This is a genomic window from Acinetobacter sp. PK01, from assembly GCF_022819285.1.
GTDB classification, from domain to species: Bacteria; Pseudomonadota; Gammaproteobacteria; order Pseudomonadales; family Moraxellaceae; genus Acinetobacter; species Acinetobacter tandoii.
Genome location: NZ_CP094643.1, coordinates 3,160,586 through 3,178,166, shown reverse-complemented (window position 1 = coordinate 3,178,166; position 17,581 = coordinate 3,160,586). Strand labels below are relative to the sequence as shown.

The 17,581-nt window shown below is 41.7% G+C and carries 16 protein-coding genes; 7 read left to right on the top strand and 9 right to left on the bottom strand.

Annotated features, from left to right (window positions below):
- Positions 1-30 precede the first annotated feature (30 nt).
- The 3 genes from ssb to MP622_RS14975 all read right to left on the bottom strand — a co-directional run bounded on the left by ssb (position 31) and on the right by MP622_RS14975 (position 3,282).
- Positions 31-630, bottom strand: coding sequence for a single-stranded DNA-binding protein (gene ssb, locus MP622_RS14985; RefSeq protein ID WP_243791632.1), 600 nt, complete (start codon positions 628-630; stop codon positions 31-33).
- A 51-nt stretch (positions 631-681) separates the two neighbouring features.
- Complete coding sequence (locus MP622_RS14980; RefSeq protein WP_016168790.1) at positions 682-2,046, bottom strand: MFS transporter; 1,365 nt, start codon at positions 2,044-2,046, stop codon at positions 682-684.
- 150 nt (positions 2,047-2,196) lie between these two features.
- On the bottom strand, positions 2,197-3,282 hold the full coding sequence (locus tag MP622_RS14975; protein ID WP_016168791.1) for a DUF475 domain-containing protein: 1,086 nt from the start codon (positions 3,280-3,282) through the stop codon (positions 2,197-2,199).
- 211 nt (positions 3,283-3,493) lie between these two features.
- On the opposite strand from MP622_RS14975, the gene tenA reads away from it, so the two are divergent.
- The 3 genes from tenA (at position 3,494) to MP622_RS14960 (ending at position 5,511) form a co-directional block, all read left to right on the top strand.
- A complete protein-coding gene (gene tenA, locus MP622_RS14970; RefSeq protein WP_104441358.1) occupies positions 3,494-4,168 on the top strand; it encodes a thiaminase II in 675 nt (224 codons plus the stop codon).
- A gap of 71 nt (positions 4,169-4,239) precedes the next feature.
- Positions 4,240-4,611, top strand: coding sequence for a MerR family transcriptional regulator (locus MP622_RS14965; protein WP_243791630.1), 372 nt, complete (start codon positions 4,240-4,242; stop codon positions 4,609-4,611).
- A 93-nt stretch (positions 4,612-4,704) separates the two neighbouring features.
- On the top strand, positions 4,705-5,511 hold the full coding sequence (locus MP622_RS14960) for an SDR family oxidoreductase (protein WP_243791628.1): 807 nt from the start codon (positions 4,705-4,707) through the stop codon (positions 5,509-5,511).
- 43 nt (positions 5,512-5,554) lie between these two features.
- Here the strand turns inward: MP622_RS14960 and MP622_RS14955 are convergent, their stop codons facing one another.
- Positions 5,555-5,896: a GlpM family protein gene (locus MP622_RS14955; RefSeq protein WP_016168795.1), complete on the bottom strand. Its 342-nt coding sequence runs from the start codon at positions 5,894-5,896 to the stop codon at positions 5,555-5,557.
- 265 nt (positions 5,897-6,161) lie between these two features.
- On the opposite strand from MP622_RS14955, the gene MP622_RS14950 reads away from it, so the two are divergent.
- The gene (locus tag MP622_RS14950) at positions 6,162-6,536 is read left to right on the top strand and encodes a hypothetical protein (protein WP_243791626.1); all 375 of its coding nucleotides are present in this window, start codon (positions 6,162-6,164) and stop codon (positions 6,534-6,536) included.
- 52 nt (positions 6,537-6,588) lie between these two features.
- Here the strand turns inward: MP622_RS14950 and MP622_RS14945 are convergent, their stop codons facing one another.
- From MP622_RS14945 to MP622_RS14935, 3 genes are all read right to left on the bottom strand, one after another.
- Positions 6,589-6,942, bottom strand: coding sequence for a DUF1304 domain-containing protein (locus tag MP622_RS14945; RefSeq protein ID WP_016168797.1), 354 nt, complete (start codon positions 6,940-6,942; stop codon positions 6,589-6,591).
- Between the two features lie 69 nt (positions 6,943-7,011).
- Entirely contained in the window at positions 7,012-7,989 is a 978-nt protein-coding gene (locus MP622_RS14940; RefSeq protein ID WP_104441353.1) for a zinc-binding dehydrogenase, read from the bottom strand.
- A gap of 3 nt (positions 7,990-7,992) precedes the next feature.
- On the bottom strand, positions 7,993-8,595 hold the full coding sequence (locus tag MP622_RS14935; protein ID WP_104441352.1) for a TetR/AcrR family transcriptional regulator: 603 nt from the start codon (positions 8,593-8,595) through the stop codon (positions 7,993-7,995).
- A 244-nt stretch (positions 8,596-8,839) separates the two neighbouring features.
- Between MP622_RS14935 and uvrA the strand changes: the two genes are divergently transcribed.
- The 3 genes from uvrA to MP622_RS14920 all read left to right on the top strand — a co-directional run bounded on the left by uvrA (position 8,840) and on the right by MP622_RS14920 (position 14,556).
- Complete coding sequence (gene uvrA / locus MP622_RS14930) at positions 8,840-11,671, top strand: excinuclease ABC subunit UvrA (protein WP_016168800.1); 2,832 nt, start codon at positions 8,840-8,842, stop codon at positions 11,669-11,671.
- A gap of 164 nt (positions 11,672-11,835) precedes the next feature.
- The gene (locus tag MP622_RS14925) at positions 11,836-13,413 is read left to right on the top strand and encodes a DUF262 domain-containing protein (RefSeq protein ID WP_243791624.1); all 1,578 of its coding nucleotides are present in this window, start codon (positions 11,836-11,838) and stop codon (positions 13,411-13,413) included.
- Between the two features lie 327 nt (positions 13,414-13,740).
- On the top strand, positions 13,741-14,556 hold the full coding sequence (locus MP622_RS14920; protein ID WP_243791622.1) for a toxin-antitoxin system YwqK family antitoxin: 816 nt from the start codon (positions 13,741-13,743) through the stop codon (positions 14,554-14,556).
- Between the two features lie 34 nt (positions 14,557-14,590).
- Here the strand turns inward: MP622_RS14920 and MP622_RS14915 are convergent, their stop codons facing one another.
- Both MP622_RS14915 and blaOXA read right to left on the bottom strand, forming a co-directional pair.
- Positions 14,591-16,294 carry a GGDEF domain-containing protein gene (locus MP622_RS14915; protein ID WP_243791621.1) on the bottom strand — a complete coding sequence of 568 codons (1,704 nt, stop codon included), beginning with the start codon at positions 16,292-16,294 and terminating at the stop codon, positions 14,591-14,593.
- A 202-nt stretch (positions 16,295-16,496) separates the two neighbouring features.
- Complete coding sequence (gene blaOXA / locus MP622_RS14910) at positions 16,497-17,330, bottom strand: OXA-1036 family carbapenem-hydrolyzing class D beta-lactamase (RefSeq protein WP_158654371.1); 834 nt, start codon at positions 17,328-17,330, stop codon at positions 16,497-16,499.
- Positions 17,331-17,581 lie beyond the last annotated feature (251 nt).

Genomic DNA, 17,581 nt, shown 5'->3' with positions numbered 1-17,581 from the left:
GGATTAAAATATTTGCCTTAGATCTATGATCTAAAACGGTAAATCATCATCCAAATCTGCAGGTGCTGGTGCAGAAGGTGTTGCTTTAGGTGCAAAACCACCTGAATTATTGTTGCCATAACCACCTTGGTTACCACCGCCCTGATTATTGTTAAAACCGCCTGTGTTGCCATAACCTTGGTTATTATTATTGTTGTTATAACCCGTGTTATTGCCATAACCACTGTTCTGGTTATTGTTAAAACGCGGTTGGTTAAACCCAGCGTTATCGCTTGGTACACCTTCACCTTGCTGACGGTTTGAATCAAGCATTTGCATTTGTTCACCACGAATCTCTGTGGTGTAACGTTCTTGACCATTTTGATCTGTCCATTGGCGCGTACGCAATGAACCTTCAATATAAACCTTCGAACCTTTACGTAAATATTGCTGAGCAATTTCACCTAAACGATTGTGCAAGACAATTCGGTGCCATTCAGTTTGTTCTTTACGTTCACCTGTGCTTTTGTCAGTCCAAGAATCGCTGGTTGCGATTGAAAACTGAGTAAGCGAGCCCCCATTTGGAAAAGTTTTCGTCTCTGGATCTCGGCCTAATGTGCCCACTAAAATAACTTTATTTACACCGCGCATCTGATGTTTACTTCCTATCTATTTCTATTATTTACTTTATAAGAGTTATGCTTAAATGGCTACCTCTTTCCCCAACAAGTGCGTTAAATGTTGTCGCGCAGCTTCATCAATCCGCTGCTTGTCTACTTTCACATAGGCCACTTGTTGGTCCGACATCACCACAACTTCTTCAATACCACGAATCGCTAAAAGTTGAGAAGTCCACTCATCTGTTTGTTTATTTTCAGGTAAGCGCAATACCAACGATGAAAGATAACGTGGTTGAGCCAATCCAAAACTGATGAGTAGCCAAATTATAGCAATTGCGGTGAGGATACTCCAACCGAATGCGGTGTTATTCAGCATCAATAATTGACCACCCAATGTACCGCCAAAAAATGCCCCTAAAAACTGACTGCTGGCATTTACGCCCATCGCAGTGGCTTTGGATTGAATCGGTGCAGCCTTAGACAGCCACGATGGCAATAAAGCTTCCATGACATTAAAGGCAATGAAGAATAAACCCAGTCCGATCAATAAGATATATTTAGATTCATAGCCAAAAATGAGGGTAATTAAACCTAAAATGATGCCTGCAATGGCAGTCAGGAAAATACTGCGCATTTTGCGATATTTTTCCGCCACAATAATACTGGGGAAAGCAAAAAACAGGCTAATGACCAGCAAAGGCAGATAAATTAAACCATGCTTGGCTAATGGAATTTTTGCAAACTCAATTAATTGGGATGGCACATAAATGAACATTGCGGTAAGCAATAAATGCAAAGTAAATACGGACACATGCAAACGATTCAGATCTGACATTTTCAGCACTTGCTTTAACTGTGCCAAATAACCTTGTTGGAAATTTTTATGATGTCGAGTCACTTTAGGCACCAGCAACAGCATAGCAATCGCTGCCAAGCCCATAATGGTCGTGACCCAGAACAAGCCCGAAATGCCCACTAGACTGGTCAGCCAAGGACCCAAACTAAAGGCCACCACAAAAGACAAACCAATACTCATGCCCATAGCCGCCATGGCTTTGGTGCGCTGTTCTTCACGGGTGACATCGGCCAGCAAAGCCATCACCACCGCAGAAACCGCCCCCGCGCCCGCAATGGCACGACCAATAATCACGCCATAAATGGTGTCAGACATCGCTGCGACTGCACCACCAATCGCGAACAACAATAAACCCAATACTACCAAAGGCTTTCGGCTAAAACGGTCGGCAATTAAGCTAAACGGAATTTGTAAAATGGCTTGACTGAGCCCATATACGCCCACAGCCAAACCAATCAGCGCAGGTGTCGCATATTGATACGACTGACCAGCCACGGAAAAGACTGGAATAATCATGAACAGGCCCAACATGCGCAATGCAAAAATACTGCTTAAAGCAAAGGTCGAACGGCGTTCTAAGGAATTCATCATATCAATAGACTTAAATGCGTTGAATTTGGAAGTTATGCTACAACATTCAGACATGAATGCGTGGTGATTCTGGAATTATCTCAAGAAAAAAGGGCGCAATTCAATGCACCCTGAATTCTACTATGTGGACATTTCGTTCCCATGAACGATTTAGCCTTGCTGTCCTTGGCGCTTGCTATATTGAATCGAGGCGATGACTGCCCAAACAATAAAGGCGACACCAATTAAACCTGTGACCACTTCTGGAACATGAACACCTGTCCCACTGGCCAACATAATGAATGCCAAAGCACCAATCGCATAATGCGCACCATGTTCAAGGAAAATGTAGGCATCGAGGGTGCCTTTTTCAACCAGATAAATCGTCATTGAACGCACGAACATCGCACCAATTGCCAGACCCAGCATAATGATGACCACATCCGAAGTAATCGCAAATGCACCAATTACACCATCAAAACTGAATGAGGCATCGAGGACTTCAAGATAAATAAAGCCCCCTAAACCTGCTTTGATCACGCCTGTAGATGCACCACTGGCATCATGTGCTACGGCATTGCCCTCTTCATCAATTTCAGGCTCACCACCTAACAAATGACTCAACACTTGCACACCGATATACACCACAATGCCCCAAATACCCGCCATCGTTACCAACAAACGTTCAGCATCTGAAACATTGGCTGCCATAATCAACAATGCAATCAGTGAAATAAAGACAGACATTGCAGGAACGTTGGCTAAGTTGGCTAAACGGTGCTCTAACCATTTGAACCAGTGCGTGTCTTTACCTTCATCGAAGAAGAAATTCAAAAACACCAATAACAAGAATGCACCACCAAAAGCAGCAATTTCAGCATGATGGGCCATCAGTTTTTCTGAATATTGTTGCGGCTCATTCAATGCCATATTCACCACTTCGAGCATGCCCATATCGGCAGTCACAGCCACAATCACAATTGGGAACACCAGACGCATGCCAAATACGGCAATAATGATACCCACGGTTAAGAAGATCATTTTCCAAAAATGATCCCATCCGCGGAGGACCGAAGCATTCACGACCGCATTATCAAATGACAATGAAACTTCCATTACCGCCAAAATTGCAGTAATGGTCAGCGCAGTAAACATGGTCTTCAAGCCTGCTTCAGGACCATGCGTAAAGCCCCAATAAGCAGAAATGGCAAGACACACAATCGTAAATAAGATAGAGAAACCAAAATGTTTCATCATAACGAAGTGACCTTTGGATAATAAGAGCGCTATAGCATGACTACAGCATAAAAATTCATGCGCGATATTATGACGCTTTTACACGCTAAACCAAAATTGTTCTGCGATTTTTTCTGCGAAGAACTTTGCCCTATAAAAAATGGGTCGTCTATTGAGCATGCTTGGGTTAGTCTAGTCGCCATAATTTGTAAAGCTAGACCAGGAAACCCGCATGCTTTTTTCTGAACAATTGTGGCAGCGTAATCTCGACCTCTACCAAAAAACTTTAGCGCTTCCTTTCAACCAAGAACTCGCACAAGGTACGCTCAGCCGTGAAGCCTTTTCTCATTATGTCATTCAAGATGCGCATTATTTATTGGCATATGGCCGTGCTTTAGCGGTATGTGCAGCAAAAGCGTATGAAGCCGATGATGTCATGCAATTTTCGGATGCCGCCAAAATTGCGATTGTGGTTGAGCGCAGTTTGCATGACAGCTTTATGCAAGAATTCGATGTCTCTAAACAACAGTTTGAAACTACACCACTGACCTTGGCTTGTCATCATTACACGTCATTTTTAAGTGCAACTGCGTGGTCAGAAAGTTATCCTGTCGTGCTGGCTGCATTGTTGCCGTGCTTCTGGATTTATGCCGAAGTTGGTCAAGACATTGTGCAGCATTCTGTGCCGAATAATCCGTACCAAGCTTGGATTGATACCTATGCAGGCGAAGAATTTCATACCGCTGTGCGCAATGTCATTGCCACTGTAAATAAAGTCGCCGCACGTTGCGATGCCGACACCTTAGAAAAAATGCACGCGGCGTATCGCATGGGCGCCAAACTCGAATGGTTATTCTGGGACAGTGCTTATGATCAAAGACAATGGTTGGGTTTAGACCATCTATAATTGAAGTATCTATTAAACTGATCATGAGGGCTGTTGGCTCATGATCATCTTTTTAAGTGATGGGGAAAAATATGTATATTGGAGAATTGGCTGCGTTAACAGGCACCACCCCGAAAGCTATTCGGCATTATGAAAAACTCGGTTTATTGCCCGTCGCAAAAAGAAAAGGAAATTATCGTATTTATGAAGCGATTGATGTCCAATCAGTCAAAATGATTCGTCTTGCCCAAGCGGTTGGATTTAGTCTTGCCGAGCTTTACGATCTTTCTGTTTTAAAATATCAACAAAACCGATTTCCTGTAGAAGTGGCGAAGGCTTTAATCGCCAACAAGCATCAGCAAATTTTAGAACACCAACAAGCCTTAAACCGTTTACAAGAAAACTTAAAGCAATTGGAAGATGAAATTACCCAAACCTATATGACCGACAACAGCGCTGTATAGCAGCATCAATTCACAAATCTGCAAATTAAAGCTTGACTCTGCCCCTAGGGGAAAGGTTTATGGTCATAACTCCTTTTATTATGGATTTATAAAATGAGTTCTCATCTTTCTATATTTAAAAATTCAACAGCATTAATTACAGGCGCATCTTCAGGAATCGGCAAAGCCTATGCGCAAAAGCTTGCGTCTTTAGGCATCCACTTAATTTTAACCGCGCGCTCTGAGCAAAAACTGAATGAGTTAGCCAATGAGCTTGAAAAAAAATATAACATTCAGGTTGAAGTCATTGGTCTAGATTTGGCTCAACCCCATGCAGCACAAAAGCTGTTTGATGAGGTGCAAGCACGAAAATTGTCGGTAGACATTTTAATTAATAACGCTGGATTTGGAAAATGGAGTCAATTTCTAGATCAATCTGCCGCAACCTACAACGAAATGATCATGCTCAACATGAATAGTGTAACGTCCTTATGTTACTTATTTTTGCCACAGATGCTGGCGAGTAAAAAAGGCATCATGATCAATATCGCATCGACAGCAGCTTTCCAACCTTTACCTTATATTGCGGTCTATGGAGCAAGCAAATCTTACGTGCTTAATTTTACTGAAGCACTTGCAGGAGAATATGCATCTTCAGGGGTTAAATTGTTGGCAGTTTGTCCCGGCAATACCGAAACCAATTTTACAGAAGTGGCAAATGCCGATACTCGCGGCATGAAAAGCTCTTCAGTTGATGACGTCGTTTCAGCCACATTAGTCGCCCTAGATCAAAACAAAACATCTATTATTGTCGGGTGTAGTAACTATCTCACCGCTCAATTGCCCCGTATTCTATCTCGTAAGAAAATGCTTCATATAGCTGAACGTATTCTCAGAGACCGCGTTCTGAAAGCATCGTAAATACATACCAATTGAAAAGATTAAGAAACTTTACTTAATCTTTTCAGTGCTGAAAGATTTGCCACGCATAAATTAAACCTGCCGCCGCCACGACCCAACTGAGTGTCGCCACGCCCAAACATGACCACATCGACATGCGCGTCGCCAACACATAAACGGCAGCTAAATAAATGGCATAAGGAATCAGAGACCATAAGCCAAATAACGCGGTTTTTTGTAGGGCTTCTGCCCCTTTTTGCTGGTACACAATCACATGTGCAATCAGGGCAAAAGTGGGAAACAGAGGAACCAAACCCGCAATATAAAAAGCCTTACTTTTGGATAAAATTGAAATCAGCAGCACAACTGCTGCCCCCAACATACATTTTAAAAATAATGCCCACATACTTCGGTTCTATCCAATACTTTCACTACCTAGCCCACCCTCGTATTCTGCGCTTTAAAAGGTAGCTTTGCATGTGAATTTAGTGGAAATATCTAGGGAAAAATATCGAATCTGCGCCAATTTTGCTCATCAACCAACGTTCGACTAAACATGGTGACGTTCTGTGCAAGGGTATGCACCATCTTAATAATCTCTAGACATTTTTAATTAATTAAATAATAATGATTATCATTAACAATATGTGACTTTTTTGCGAGGTTTGCTCATGCAACAAGCAACTTTAGGTACAGAAGCCATTCGAGCATTTTTCACCTTACAATGTTGTTGGTTAAATAATGAAGAAATTTACTTAGAACAAGGCTGCTTACATTGCGGTTCAGCCGCAACTTATCTAATTTATTTTACCAATACGCATATTCAAAAACGCTTACTGGACTTTATTGCACAATACAGCTGTGTCTATAACCATGGTTTAGATTTACTTTATGTCGAAAATTTTGAACAGCACTACAATGACTTTCTGCAGATTTTGGAAAAAGATATAAATGTTTATGCACGCCAGTATCAGGATCTTCCAAGGCAATATGCTTTCGAATCCATTGATTCAATTTTTGAACGTCCCCTTGCCTGGGCTTGCTAAATCATCCCAAGTAAAGGTGTTGCACAGGGAACTAACACCTCGTAGGAGGTTTTTAAAGTAAATTGACTGCCAATAATGCCAATAGTGCAGGCACCGCCTGAATATAAATAATCTTTTTACTGGCGGTCAAACCACCATAAATCCCTGCCGCCAATACACAGCCTAAAAAGAAATTTGCCAAAGCTAAGGCATAGCTTTCTGGTGCGCACAATGACCAGAATAGACCTGCTGCCAAGAAGCCGTTATACAGTCCCTGATTTTGTGCCATAACCTTGGTCAATTGGGCTTTTTCAGGAGTGTTGCCAAAGGCTTTTAAGCCATAGGGCTTATCCCATAAAAACATTTCTAGCACTAAAATATACACATGCAAAACTGCAATGAGTCCCACTAAAATTTGTCCGAGCATTTTTATTTTCCTTGTTGTTTTATTTGCGATGGCAAAAGTGAGCCTTTCGGCCCACTTCAACCTTCAAAATTAAGGTTTAAATAACACTTTACCTTGGCGTGCTGCTTGAGTTGCTTTTTCCGCTGCTTGCGACACCTGATCAAAAGTATAAATTCCTTCGACAGGCAGAGTCAGTTTCTGCTGTGCCGCGAGCGTTAATAATTCAGCCACCAAAGCTTTTTTACGTTCCGCAGGCATGTGCTGATTCACTACACTCGCCCAAAATCCTTTGATTGTGGCTTGTTTAAAGATTAAATCGCCCGACTCAATCTGCATGGTTTCACCCGTCATGCTACCGAAGGAAACCAATAAGGAATTTTCACCCAATAAGCTCAACAACTCACCGCTGGCTTTACCTCCAATCGAATCGACCCCAACCATCAATGGCTGATCACCTTGAATAGCTTTGACTTGGGCTTTCCAATCGGTTTGATCGGTTGCCACCACATTTTGAATGCCTAAAGCAGTCATTTCGGCAACAGCTTCTTGACGACGCACCAAGTTAATCACATGAATGCCACGTGCTTGTGCCACCATCGCTATGGTTTTACCTACTGCACCATTGGCAGTATTTTGAATCATCCACTGACCTGACTCTAAGTTGGCATAATCCAATAACATTAAAGAACTAAGAGGCATGGCAATAAGTTGTGCTGCCAATTCATCGGGAATGCTATCAGGTAAAGGGATGAGGGCTGCTGCTGGTGCTAGACAATATTCTGCCCAACTACCATGAATGCCCGCTACCGAAACACGCTGTCCCAATTCAAAGCCTGTTACGCCTTCACCGAATGCATCGATTACTCCAACCGCTTCACTACCACCAATAGCAGGTAATTCAGGCTTATAGCCATAGCTACCACGTACCGTCAATACATCATGGTTATGAATGGGGGATAAAATCACTTTTAAACGGACTTGCCCTGCTTTTGGCTCAGGTTGTGGCATGTCTGCTTGTTCTAATACATCAACTGGTTCGTCAAAACGACGATGAATAATACTACGCATGGATTAATCCTTGATGGGTTGTAAGAGGTTGTGTGTGGTTTCAAGCGCCAAATGCAAAGGGGCTTTGTCTTGTGCCAATTTGGCCAACAAGGCTGCACCCAACCACAGTTGATACATCACTTGTGCCATTTTAAAAGGTTGGATATGTACAGGAATGGAACCTTCCTGCTGCCCTTCCTCAAGCAAAGTCGCAACGCGTTCGGTTAATTTATCTACACCAAAATTCAGGATTTGACGCATATCTTCGGACAAGTCAGAAACTTCTGCCGCCAATTTCACAATTAGACAGTTTTCCGCCCAACCGCCATGAATCGGGTCTTCAATCCATGCCTGCCATAACGCTATCAATCGCGCATAGGCACTACCATCAGTCAGTTGCCACAACTGCTCTACCTGATTTTTATAGTCCGTGATGTACTGCTCTAACAGTGCACAGCCAAAAGCCTCTTTCGATGCAAAATAATGGTAGAACGAGCCTTTTGGCACGTCACAGGCTTTTAAGATTTCTTGTAGCCCAACTCCGACAAAGCCTTTCTGTAATACCAGTGGGAAACTGGTGTCGAGAATATGTTGGCGGGTGGCTTCACTTTTACTTGATCGTTTCATGAGCTGACTATATTCCACTATTAGACCAGTCGTCTAGTTAATTTATGTAACTTACATTGCTTTACTTTCGAGAAATAGTCACTGCGACAAATGAATGTTAATAATAGCGAGCTATACTCTGCTGCATTGTTCAGAGATAATTCATCCGTCATGATTTGTCGTTTAAAAATTCAGATCACTGACTTGAACAATTTTAAAGCGCTATCATATAAGTTTCTATTTGCACAATAATTGAGATATTTTCATGAGCCAAAGTCATATCCGTATTCGAGGTGCACGTACCCACAATTTAAAAAATGTGAGCCTCGATATTCCCCGCGACAAGTTTGTGGTGATTACGGGACTCTCAGGTTCAGGTAAATCTTCTCTCGCTTTCGATACCTTATATGCCGAAGGTCAGCGTCGCTATGTAGAATCACTATCTGCCTATGCGCGTCAGTTTTTATCGCAAATGGAAAAACCTGAGGTCGATTCGATTGAAGGTTTAAGCCCTGCGATTGCCATTGAGCAGAAGTCTACCAGCCACAACCCGCGCTCGACAGTAGGCACCATTACTGAAATTTACGACTATCTACGTCTACTCTATGCACGTGTCGGTACGCCTTTTTGCCCTGAACATGACCTACCAATGGTGGCACAAACCATTTCAGAAATGGTCGATGCAGTCAAAGCCCTTGAAGAAGGCACAGCCCTGATGCTACTTGCACCTGTGGTGCGTGAGCGTAAAGGTGAATACAGCAATCTGTTTGAACAACTGCAAAGCCAAGGTTTTGTTCGTGCGCGTGTAGATGGTGAAATCATCGATATTGATTCACCACCTGAACTGGACAAAAAGAAAAAGCACACCATTGAAGTGGTGGTCGACCGTTTTAAAGTCCGTGATGACCTCGGCAACCGTATTGCAGAAAGTTTTGAAACTGCCTTACGTTTAGGTGGTGATATTGCAGTACTATCATGGATGAAAGGCGAACACCCTGACCGCGTCTTTTCAGCCAAGCACTCTTGCCCTGAATGTGACCGTGCTGTAGCAGAACTGGAACCGCGCTTATTTTCCTTTAACAATCCCTTTGGTGCCTGCCCTGTCTGTGATGGTTTAGGTACGCGTAGCCATTTCAGTGCAGACAAACTCATTCCAAATTCCGAGCTATCGATTAGTCAGGGTGCCATTCGTGGTTGGGACAGACAACGCCCGTATTACTACAGCATGATTCAAAAAGTTGCGGATCATTTTGAATTGTCACTCGATACCCCGTGGAACGAGCTGGATAAAGACACCCAGAAAAAGTTTTTATACGGTACAGGCAAAGAAAAGGTCGATTTGAGTTATATCGATGAGCGTGGACGCAAGCACAATCGGGTACAACCGTTTGAAGGGATTTTACCGCACCTTGAGCGTCGTTACCGTGAAACCGAGAGTAACTATGTGCGCGATGATTTGGCACAGTACTTATCCAATGCAGCCTGCGATGCCTGTGGTGGTTCACGTTTAAACGAAATTTCCCGCAATGTGCGTGTCAAAGATAAAACTATTGCTGAGATCACCAAAATGTCGATTGGTGATGCGGAAGCCTATTATCAAACCCTAAATTTAACAGGTGCTAAAGGCGAAATTGCCGACAAGATTTTTAAAGAAATTCGTGAGCGTCTACACTTCCTCGTTTCTGTCGGATTGAACTATCTGAGCCTGTCGCGTTCGGCTGAAACCCTGTCAGGCGGTGAAGCACAGCGTATTCGTCTAGCTTCGCAAATTGGTGCAGGCTTGATGGGAGTAATGTACGTGTTGGATGAGCCATCGATTGGTCTTCATCAACGTGACAATGACCGTCTACTGGAAACTTTAGTGCGCTTGCGTGACCTCGGCAATACCGTATTGGTGGTCGAACATGATGAAGATGCGATTCGTGCAGCCGATCATATTATTGATATTGGCCCTGGTGCGGGCGTGCATGGTGGTGCGATTATTGCCGAAGGTACGGCAGATGAATTGGCACGTCATGAAGATTCACTCACAGGACAATATCTGTCTGGAAAACTCAAAATTGCTGTGCCTAAACAGCGTACGCAACCTCCACGTCCTGACGAACAAATTAAGCTCATGGGTGCTGCTGGACACAACCTAAAAGATGTTGACCTCACCATTCCACTGGGTGTGATGACCTGTGTTACAGGTGTGTCGGGTTCAGGGAAATCGACTCTGATTAACCGTACCTTATTGCCATTGGCTGCGACTCAACTCAATGGTGCAACCACCCTCACTGCGGAGAAGTTCGACTCAATTGATGGCTTACAATTCCTCGATAAAGTCGTAGATATTGACCAAAGCCCGATTGGACGAACCCCACGTTCCAACCCTGCCACCTATACAGGTTTATTTACCCCAATTCGTGAGTTGTTTGCCCAAACGCCAGAAGCCAAAGCACGCGGTTATGCGGCAGGTCGTTTCTCCTTTAACGTGAAAGGCGGACGCTGTGAAGCCTGCGAAGGCGACGGTATGATTAAAGTCGCCATGCACTTCTTGCCAGATATGTATGTGCCCTGTGATAACTGTCACGGTAAACGCTATAACCGTGAAACTTTGGAAGTCGGCTACAAAGGCAAAAACATTTCCGATGTATTGGACATGACGGTTGAAGATGCCATGCATTTCTTCGATGCTATTCCTGTGATTCACCGTCGTTTGGAAACCTTGAACCAAGTGGGTTTGGGTTATATCCGTTTGGGACAGTCAGCAACTACGCTGTCTGGCGGTGAAGCTCAACGGGTAAAACTGGCACGTGAGTTGGCAAAACGCGATACAGGTAAAACCTTGTATGTACTGGATGAACCGACTACAGGTCTGCATTTCCATGACATCGCCAAGTTGCTCGACATCCTGCATGAGCTACGTAACAAAGGGAACACCATTGTGGTGATTGAGCATAATTTGGATGTGATTAAAACCGCAGACTGGATTATTGACTTAGGCCCTGAGGGTGGTGCAGGTGGTGGTCAGATTATTGCCGAAGGTACACCCGAAGAAGTGGTGAAAAATAAAATTTCACATACAGCAAGGTTTTTAAAACCGTTGTTGAAATAAGAATCTCCCCTAGCCCCTCTTTTTAAAGAGGGGAATTCCCTGCTTTGGGAAAAGAGGATTACTCTCTTTTTCTTCTACTAAATATTATTCAAGATCAAGAGAGTTAATTAATCTTATAAAACCACAACATACTTACTAAATAATAAACTCTTAGGATTAAATAAATGGCTAGTAAATCTAATCTAGTAAATTTAGATGCGATGATTAAGCGTGAAGACTTTGCAGAGGAAAGTCCTGATAATACTTCTTTTGAAAATTTCCATAGTATTCCTGCACGAGAGTTAGAAACTGGTAAACCTATTATTAGTTTATTAAGGAAGCCTGATTTTCAACGTGAAACAAATCATTGGTCTCCCGAACAATTAGTATCATTATTAGAATGCTATTTAGATGGTGATTTAATTCCTTCAGTCATCTTATGGAAATCAAATTCTTATATGTTCGTAATTGATGGTGGACATAGATTAAGTGCATTGCGCTCTTGGGTTGAAGATGATTATGGTGATGGTCATTTATCATTTAAATATTTTGGCTCTGACAATATATCTTTAGAGCAGAGGAAGGCTGCTACGAAAGTACGCAAAATGATTAATGATAAAATAGGGAGCTGGGCAAGTTACCAATCTCTTTCAAAATTAGATGATCACTCACAACTAGATCCTCAAAAAAAGAAAAGATTGAATACTCTTACAGCTAGAGGGTTATCAGTACAATGGGTTACTGGTGATGTAAAAAAAGCCGAAACATCTTTTTTTAATATCAACATGAAAGGCACTCCTCTTGATGAGCTAGAGGAGAAATTACTAAGAAATAGATTCAAGCCAATTCCTATTTCAGCTCGAGCAATTATTCGTGCTGGGCAAGGTCACAAATACTGGTCAAACTTCGACTATGAAATACAATCAAAAATTGAATCCGTAGCAGCATCATTACATGCAACTTTATTTAGTCCAGAAGCCTCACAACCAATCAAAACATTAGACTTACCCTTAAGTGGATCTAAAGGTGTAAGAAATGCTCTTCAAATATTAATAGAATTACTTGCAATGGCTTCATCCAAGCAAGCTAGTATCAAAAAACTTGAAGATGATGAAAACGATGATACTGGATCTCTGACTCTTACCTGTCTAAATAAACTATTAAAATTAGCATCACGGATTACTGGTAATGATAACGGTAGCTTAGGACTACATCCTGCTGTCTACTTCTATGGTCCTAGTGGAAGACATTCAAGTTCAATGTTCTTAGGCACATTTTCATTAATTAACGAGAAACTCTCTAATAACGACCAAACCTTTTTTCAAAACTTTATTAAAATAAGGGAACAACTTGAACGTCTCTTGATCGAACACAAAGATCTTATTGCGGGCATTCTCCAACGCTCTTTAAGTAATAAACGTAATAATACTTATAAAGAAATTTTATCCGAAGCAATAAAAAAACTGTTATTAAATAAAGATGTAACTGAACAAGATTTTATCAATTTTGCAGGCTTTCAAGGAAAAATCTTAGTTGGCGAGTATCAAAGTTCATCTACCAAGTTTACCGATGATCAAAAAAGTCAAATCTTTATTTATTCAGCATTAAAGACTGCACTTAAATGTCCAATATGTAATGGTTATTTAGATGCTCCTAAATCTATTTCTTACGATCATATTATTCGTGTCGAAGATGGCGGTACAGCTGGCTATAACAATGGGCAATTAAGTCACCCTTATTGTAATCAATCCATAAAGAATTAATATTTTATAAAGTCCTGTTATAAAACAGGCGACATGGATGTCGATGTCGCCCGTTTGACTGTGCTCAAGGGACTGAGCATCAGTCAAACACATGGGTTTTGTCACTTTTGTCCAGTCAAAAGTGAGGCAACTCCTACACAACTAAAATCAAAACTGCTACTTGAATATGAGGACGTGGTAAAGAATCAAACGGATATTCAAATCACTTAACACCAAAATCTAAATTCTATTTCTCAATTTAAATTCAAATCACGTAAAATCCGACTCGGCTTTTATCAAAACAGAAGCCCTATGACTTTTCAATAACTCAATTACATTATCAAAATCATGAAAGCATTTCTTCTCAGCATGTCTTTGGGACTTGTGTCCCTACACACCTTCGCCGATGGCTATATCAATGAAAATATGGTTGTTTTCACTTCAGAATCGGATGGCAGTGATGATCCATGGCAAGACCATCCCAAATGCACACCCAGTATTCAAGCAGGCGGTTCTTCAAAATCATGGCTAGTGCAATATTTCTACTCCGACCAAAGCCCCTTAACCTCTGGATTTATCACTACACAAAAGCCTTCGAACAAAGCCAGCGAATGCGAACATCTGGTGCATTTTCCAGATCAGGTGCAAGGGTCAGGGACATTCGAAAGTTATTATACGAATGGCAAAATACGCAGCCACATTGAATATGAAGATGGCAGTTATCATGGCAAACTCATTTTTTGGCATGCCAACGGCTTAAAAGAACAAGAGTCAACGATGAACTACGGCATTCCAGATGGTGAATATCGCATTTGGCACCCGAATGGACAATTAGCACTGTCCATGAAATACAAAGATGACATGCAAGATGGCATGAAACAGCGTTGGTATGCCGATGGTAAACCGTGGACCTATGTCCGTTTTGAAAATGGCGTGATGCGTGGCGAACTCAAACAATGGTTTCACAACGGCAAATTGGAACGTCGCGGAGAATACCGTAATGGTCTCAGACAAAACCGTTATGAAATTTGGTATGAAGATGGCACACCTGAAGCTGTTTTAACCTATGATGCAGGCAGTATTATCCAAGCCCAATGTTGGAACGAAGCTGGCAAACCTCGTGCTCGCAATAGTTGTCTTAGCAGCTATCAAGATGAAGAATAATTCTAAATAAACACTTAATGATGCGGTGATAAGTCTAACCTTGTACCGCATTTTTCCCTTTCGCCTTCGCTTTAAATAAAGACTGATCGGCTTTATGAAATAACTCTAACCAACTGGCACCGCCAATGGCATAGCCCGCACTGACAGAGACATGTAAATCGGGGGCTAGACCCACCTGCATATTTGTCTTATCTACATCACGACGAATCTGATCGGCAATGCTCAGCGCTTCAACATCGTTCATTTGCTCAAGCAAGACCAAAAATTCATCGCCACCATAACGCACAATTAAATCCGTACTACGCACATGGGCTTTTAAAATATTGGCCACCATCTGAATCACTTTGTCGCCAATCATATGCCCATACTGATCATTCACTTGTTTAAAATCATCAATGTCAATCACTATCAAACCCAACTTTTCGAGTTTTTTGGGCTGATTTTCTAAGTGCCGAATATAACTCTCTAAAGCCAAACGATTCGCTACGCCAGTTAAAGCATCAGAATTGGCAATATTTTTTAATTGAAACTCTAAAGCATCTCGTTGTTGCAACATACTTTCTAATTTACGTATTGCGGTAAACAGTGAGTCTACCCCTGAACCATGCTGTAATGTTTCAGCTGTCTCAAGCTTTGAGCCTTGGGACAAATTTAAAATCGTTTCTCGCGCTTGAATTAACGGTTCAAAAACCCTACGGCGCGCGTAGATCATGGTGAATAAGGCAGCAAACAAGGAAACAGTGGTCACAAAAAGGGTCAGAAAAAATTGACGTTGCGCCTGTAATTTCTCTCGTTCTGCCACTTGCAAACTATAATCTAAAATATAGGTTTGCAAATTCACAACAGAACTGAATTTATCGACGATTTTCTTGGTTAACTCGGTCCCCGACAGTCCATAAGGTCGACTCGAAAGGCTGTCTTGTATCAAATGTTGTACCGTACTAATCCCCTGTTCAAGAAAGTCCGTTCTGACTTTGTCATGTAATTGCATGAATTCAGCAGTTTTATCTTGTTCAGGCAAGACGGTATTCACCAAATCCCATAAATAATGTGCCTGATGCTGGGTTTGTAAAGAACGTGCCAAATTGGTATCTGGCATTTTCTGTTTAAACGTTACTGGGGCAATCACATTCGAAGCCACACGCCCCGCTTGATCACGTAAATCCGCTAAAATTAAAATCAGGGTATAATAATTCGAGGTATGCTCATCAAGGTTTTGTGAGTGAATTACCATATTTTTCAATACATTATGACTTGCATCCCATGCCGAGAACATCTGTAAAATGGCGGCATCCAATTGTTCCATATTGCGTTGTGAACGGGGCAAAGCCGCATACGAATCTACCGCCTCACGCCCTTGTTGTAACTGTGGTTGTAATTGCGTCACAATTTCAATCGCTTCAGTACTAAATCCCGTTTCTTTCAGACGTAAAATAGTACTCTGAATATGCTGATCCACACCTCGACGATATTCAACTAATTCTTGTCGGTTTTGTGCATACTCTTCAGGGGTACTCGACATGACTTTGTTGCTGGGTGCACGTTCACGTGAAATTTTATTGGATAATTCGGCAACTGCACGGAGACTCTGAATCTCTGTTAAGGAAAGCTGTGCATGCTGGTAATTTTGGTGGCTTTTAAAAATAAGGGGTACGGAAATAAACAGTAACGAAAGTACAATGACCAACATTGCACCCAATAATCGCTGACTTATATTTTCTGCACGTAATCTTGCCATGAATATGATTAAATTTCTCTACGTTGCGTCTTTATAGTTAAACCACAACCTTTATAAAAGATGCAACTCTGAAAATGATATTTTAATTTGTTAGTTTGACTTCGTGTTGAGGTATTTAAATTTAACATAAACAATTAAGCACTCGTAAACAAACTTAGGCTGCTTTCATCTCATTACCTCGTCTATTGTATGTCTTTTATTTTTATAAATAAGGAAAGATACTAAGTTTATCTAAAGCATCTAGGGTGAGCTGTTTACGCATTGCCAATTGCTGCTCATTCTGTATCTGCATATTTAAAGCAAAGGCCAAAATTTTGCCATTGGGCTGTTCCACCCATCCCACATACCAACCCACCTGAGGTTTTACATCGGCTCCCCATCCTGACTTAGCATACAACTTAGCAACACCACGACGCTCCACATAAAGCATTTGTTTCACCTCTTGTTGCACATGTGCATCAAAAGGTAAGGTCTGGGTCGCAAGTCTGTAAGCAAATTCAGCTTCTTGTTGCGGTGTAATTTTTAAGGGTCCATCTAACCAAAAGCGATCAACCTGTGTACCAATCTGAGCATTTCCATAACCAACTCGATGAAGCTCTTTTTGCATCAACGGCAGACCAATGCGTCGAGCCAAGGTTTGATAGATGGGAACTGCTGAGACTTGCATCGCCTCAGCCAAAGTCATATCCCGTTCCCAACTTTTCATTGCGCGTGCTTTTCCATCCCATAAAAATACTTCAGTGGTCGTGGTTTTACGCTGCTGTAAACCAATTAAAGCATTTAACATTTTAAAAGTTGAAGCAGGTATATAGGCAGTTTCAGCTCTTTGCAAATCATTGCCAAAACGCTGCAATTTTTCCCCATCATAAGTAACAAAAACTACCGCACTGCCCACTGCTTGAAACATATGATTCAACTCAGCTAACCGTGGTTGTTGCATCATCAATGGCTGCTGCATTTGGTCCTTAAGAGGTTGCTGACTGCATGCACTTAACAGCATCCAGCTTAAAACTGAACAAGATATCGCTTTTAGCATCCACATCCTGACTTGTCCTATCACTTTTAAACCTATCATAGCCAGATTTTGACCAAACGGAATAAATTCCATTGAATTTGTTTACTTTTGATCCATTATGGTGCATAATGCACAACATTAGGGCGTTTTTAATTTCATCCTCAGCAGATATTTTTAAATTTCCCTGTTTTTTGGCAAAAAAATCCCAGTTTATTTATTTAAACTGGGATTTTTTTTGCTTATGCAATTAAATCTCAACATTAAATTCACGC

Excerpts from the sequence above, each read along its gene's own strand:
- ssb (WP_243791632.1), bottom strand. The coding sequence starts at position 630 with ATGCGCGGTGTAAATAAAGTTATTTTAGTGGGCACATTAGGCCGAGAT.
- MP622_RS14980 (WP_016168790.1), bottom strand. The coding sequence starts at position 2,046 with ATGATGAATTCCTTAGAACGCCGTTCGACCTTTGCTTTAAGCAGTATT.
- MP622_RS14975 (WP_016168791.1), bottom strand. The coding sequence starts at position 3,282 with ATGATGAAACATTTTGGTTTCTCTATCTTATTTACGATTGTGTGTCTT.
- tenA (WP_104441358.1), top strand. The coding sequence starts at position 3,494 with ATGCTTTTTTCTGAACAATTGTGGCAGCGTAATCTCGACCTCTACCAA.
- MP622_RS14965 (WP_243791630.1), top strand. The coding sequence starts at position 4,240 with ATGTATATTGGAGAATTGGCTGCGTTAACAGGCACCACCCCGAAAGCT.
- MP622_RS14960 (WP_243791628.1), top strand. The coding sequence starts at position 4,705 with ATGAGTTCTCATCTTTCTATATTTAAAAATTCAACAGCATTAATTACA.
- MP622_RS14955 (WP_016168795.1), bottom strand. The coding sequence starts at position 5,896 with ATGTGGGCATTATTTTTAAAATGTATGTTGGGGGCAGCAGTTGTGCTG.
- MP622_RS14950 (WP_243791626.1), top strand. The coding sequence starts at position 6,162 with ATGCAACAAGCAACTTTAGGTACAGAAGCCATTCGAGCATTTTTCACC.
- MP622_RS14945 (WP_016168797.1), bottom strand. The coding sequence starts at position 6,942 with ATGCTCGGACAAATTTTAGTGGGACTCATTGCAGTTTTGCATGTGTAT.
- MP622_RS14940 (WP_104441353.1), bottom strand. The coding sequence starts at position 7,989 with ATGCGTAGTATTATTCATCGTCGTTTTGACGAACCAGTTGATGTATTA.
- MP622_RS14935 (WP_104441352.1), bottom strand. The coding sequence starts at position 8,595 with ATGAAACGATCAAGTAAAAGTGAAGCCACCCGCCAACATATTCTCGAC.
- uvrA (WP_016168800.1), top strand. The coding sequence starts at position 8,840 with ATGAGCCAAAGTCATATCCGTATTCGAGGTGCACGTACCCACAATTTA.
- MP622_RS14925 (WP_243791624.1), top strand. The coding sequence starts at position 11,836 with ATGGCTAGTAAATCTAATCTAGTAAATTTAGATGCGATGATTAAGCGT.
- MP622_RS14920 (WP_243791622.1), top strand. The coding sequence starts at position 13,741 with ATGAAAGCATTTCTTCTCAGCATGTCTTTGGGACTTGTGTCCCTACAC.
- MP622_RS14915 (WP_243791621.1), bottom strand. The coding sequence starts at position 16,294 with ATGGCAAGATTACGTGCAGAAAATATAAGTCAGCGATTATTGGGTGCA.
- blaOXA (WP_158654371.1), bottom strand. The coding sequence starts at position 17,330 with ATGCTAAAAGCGATATCTTGTTCAGTTTTAAGCTGGATGCTGTTAAGT.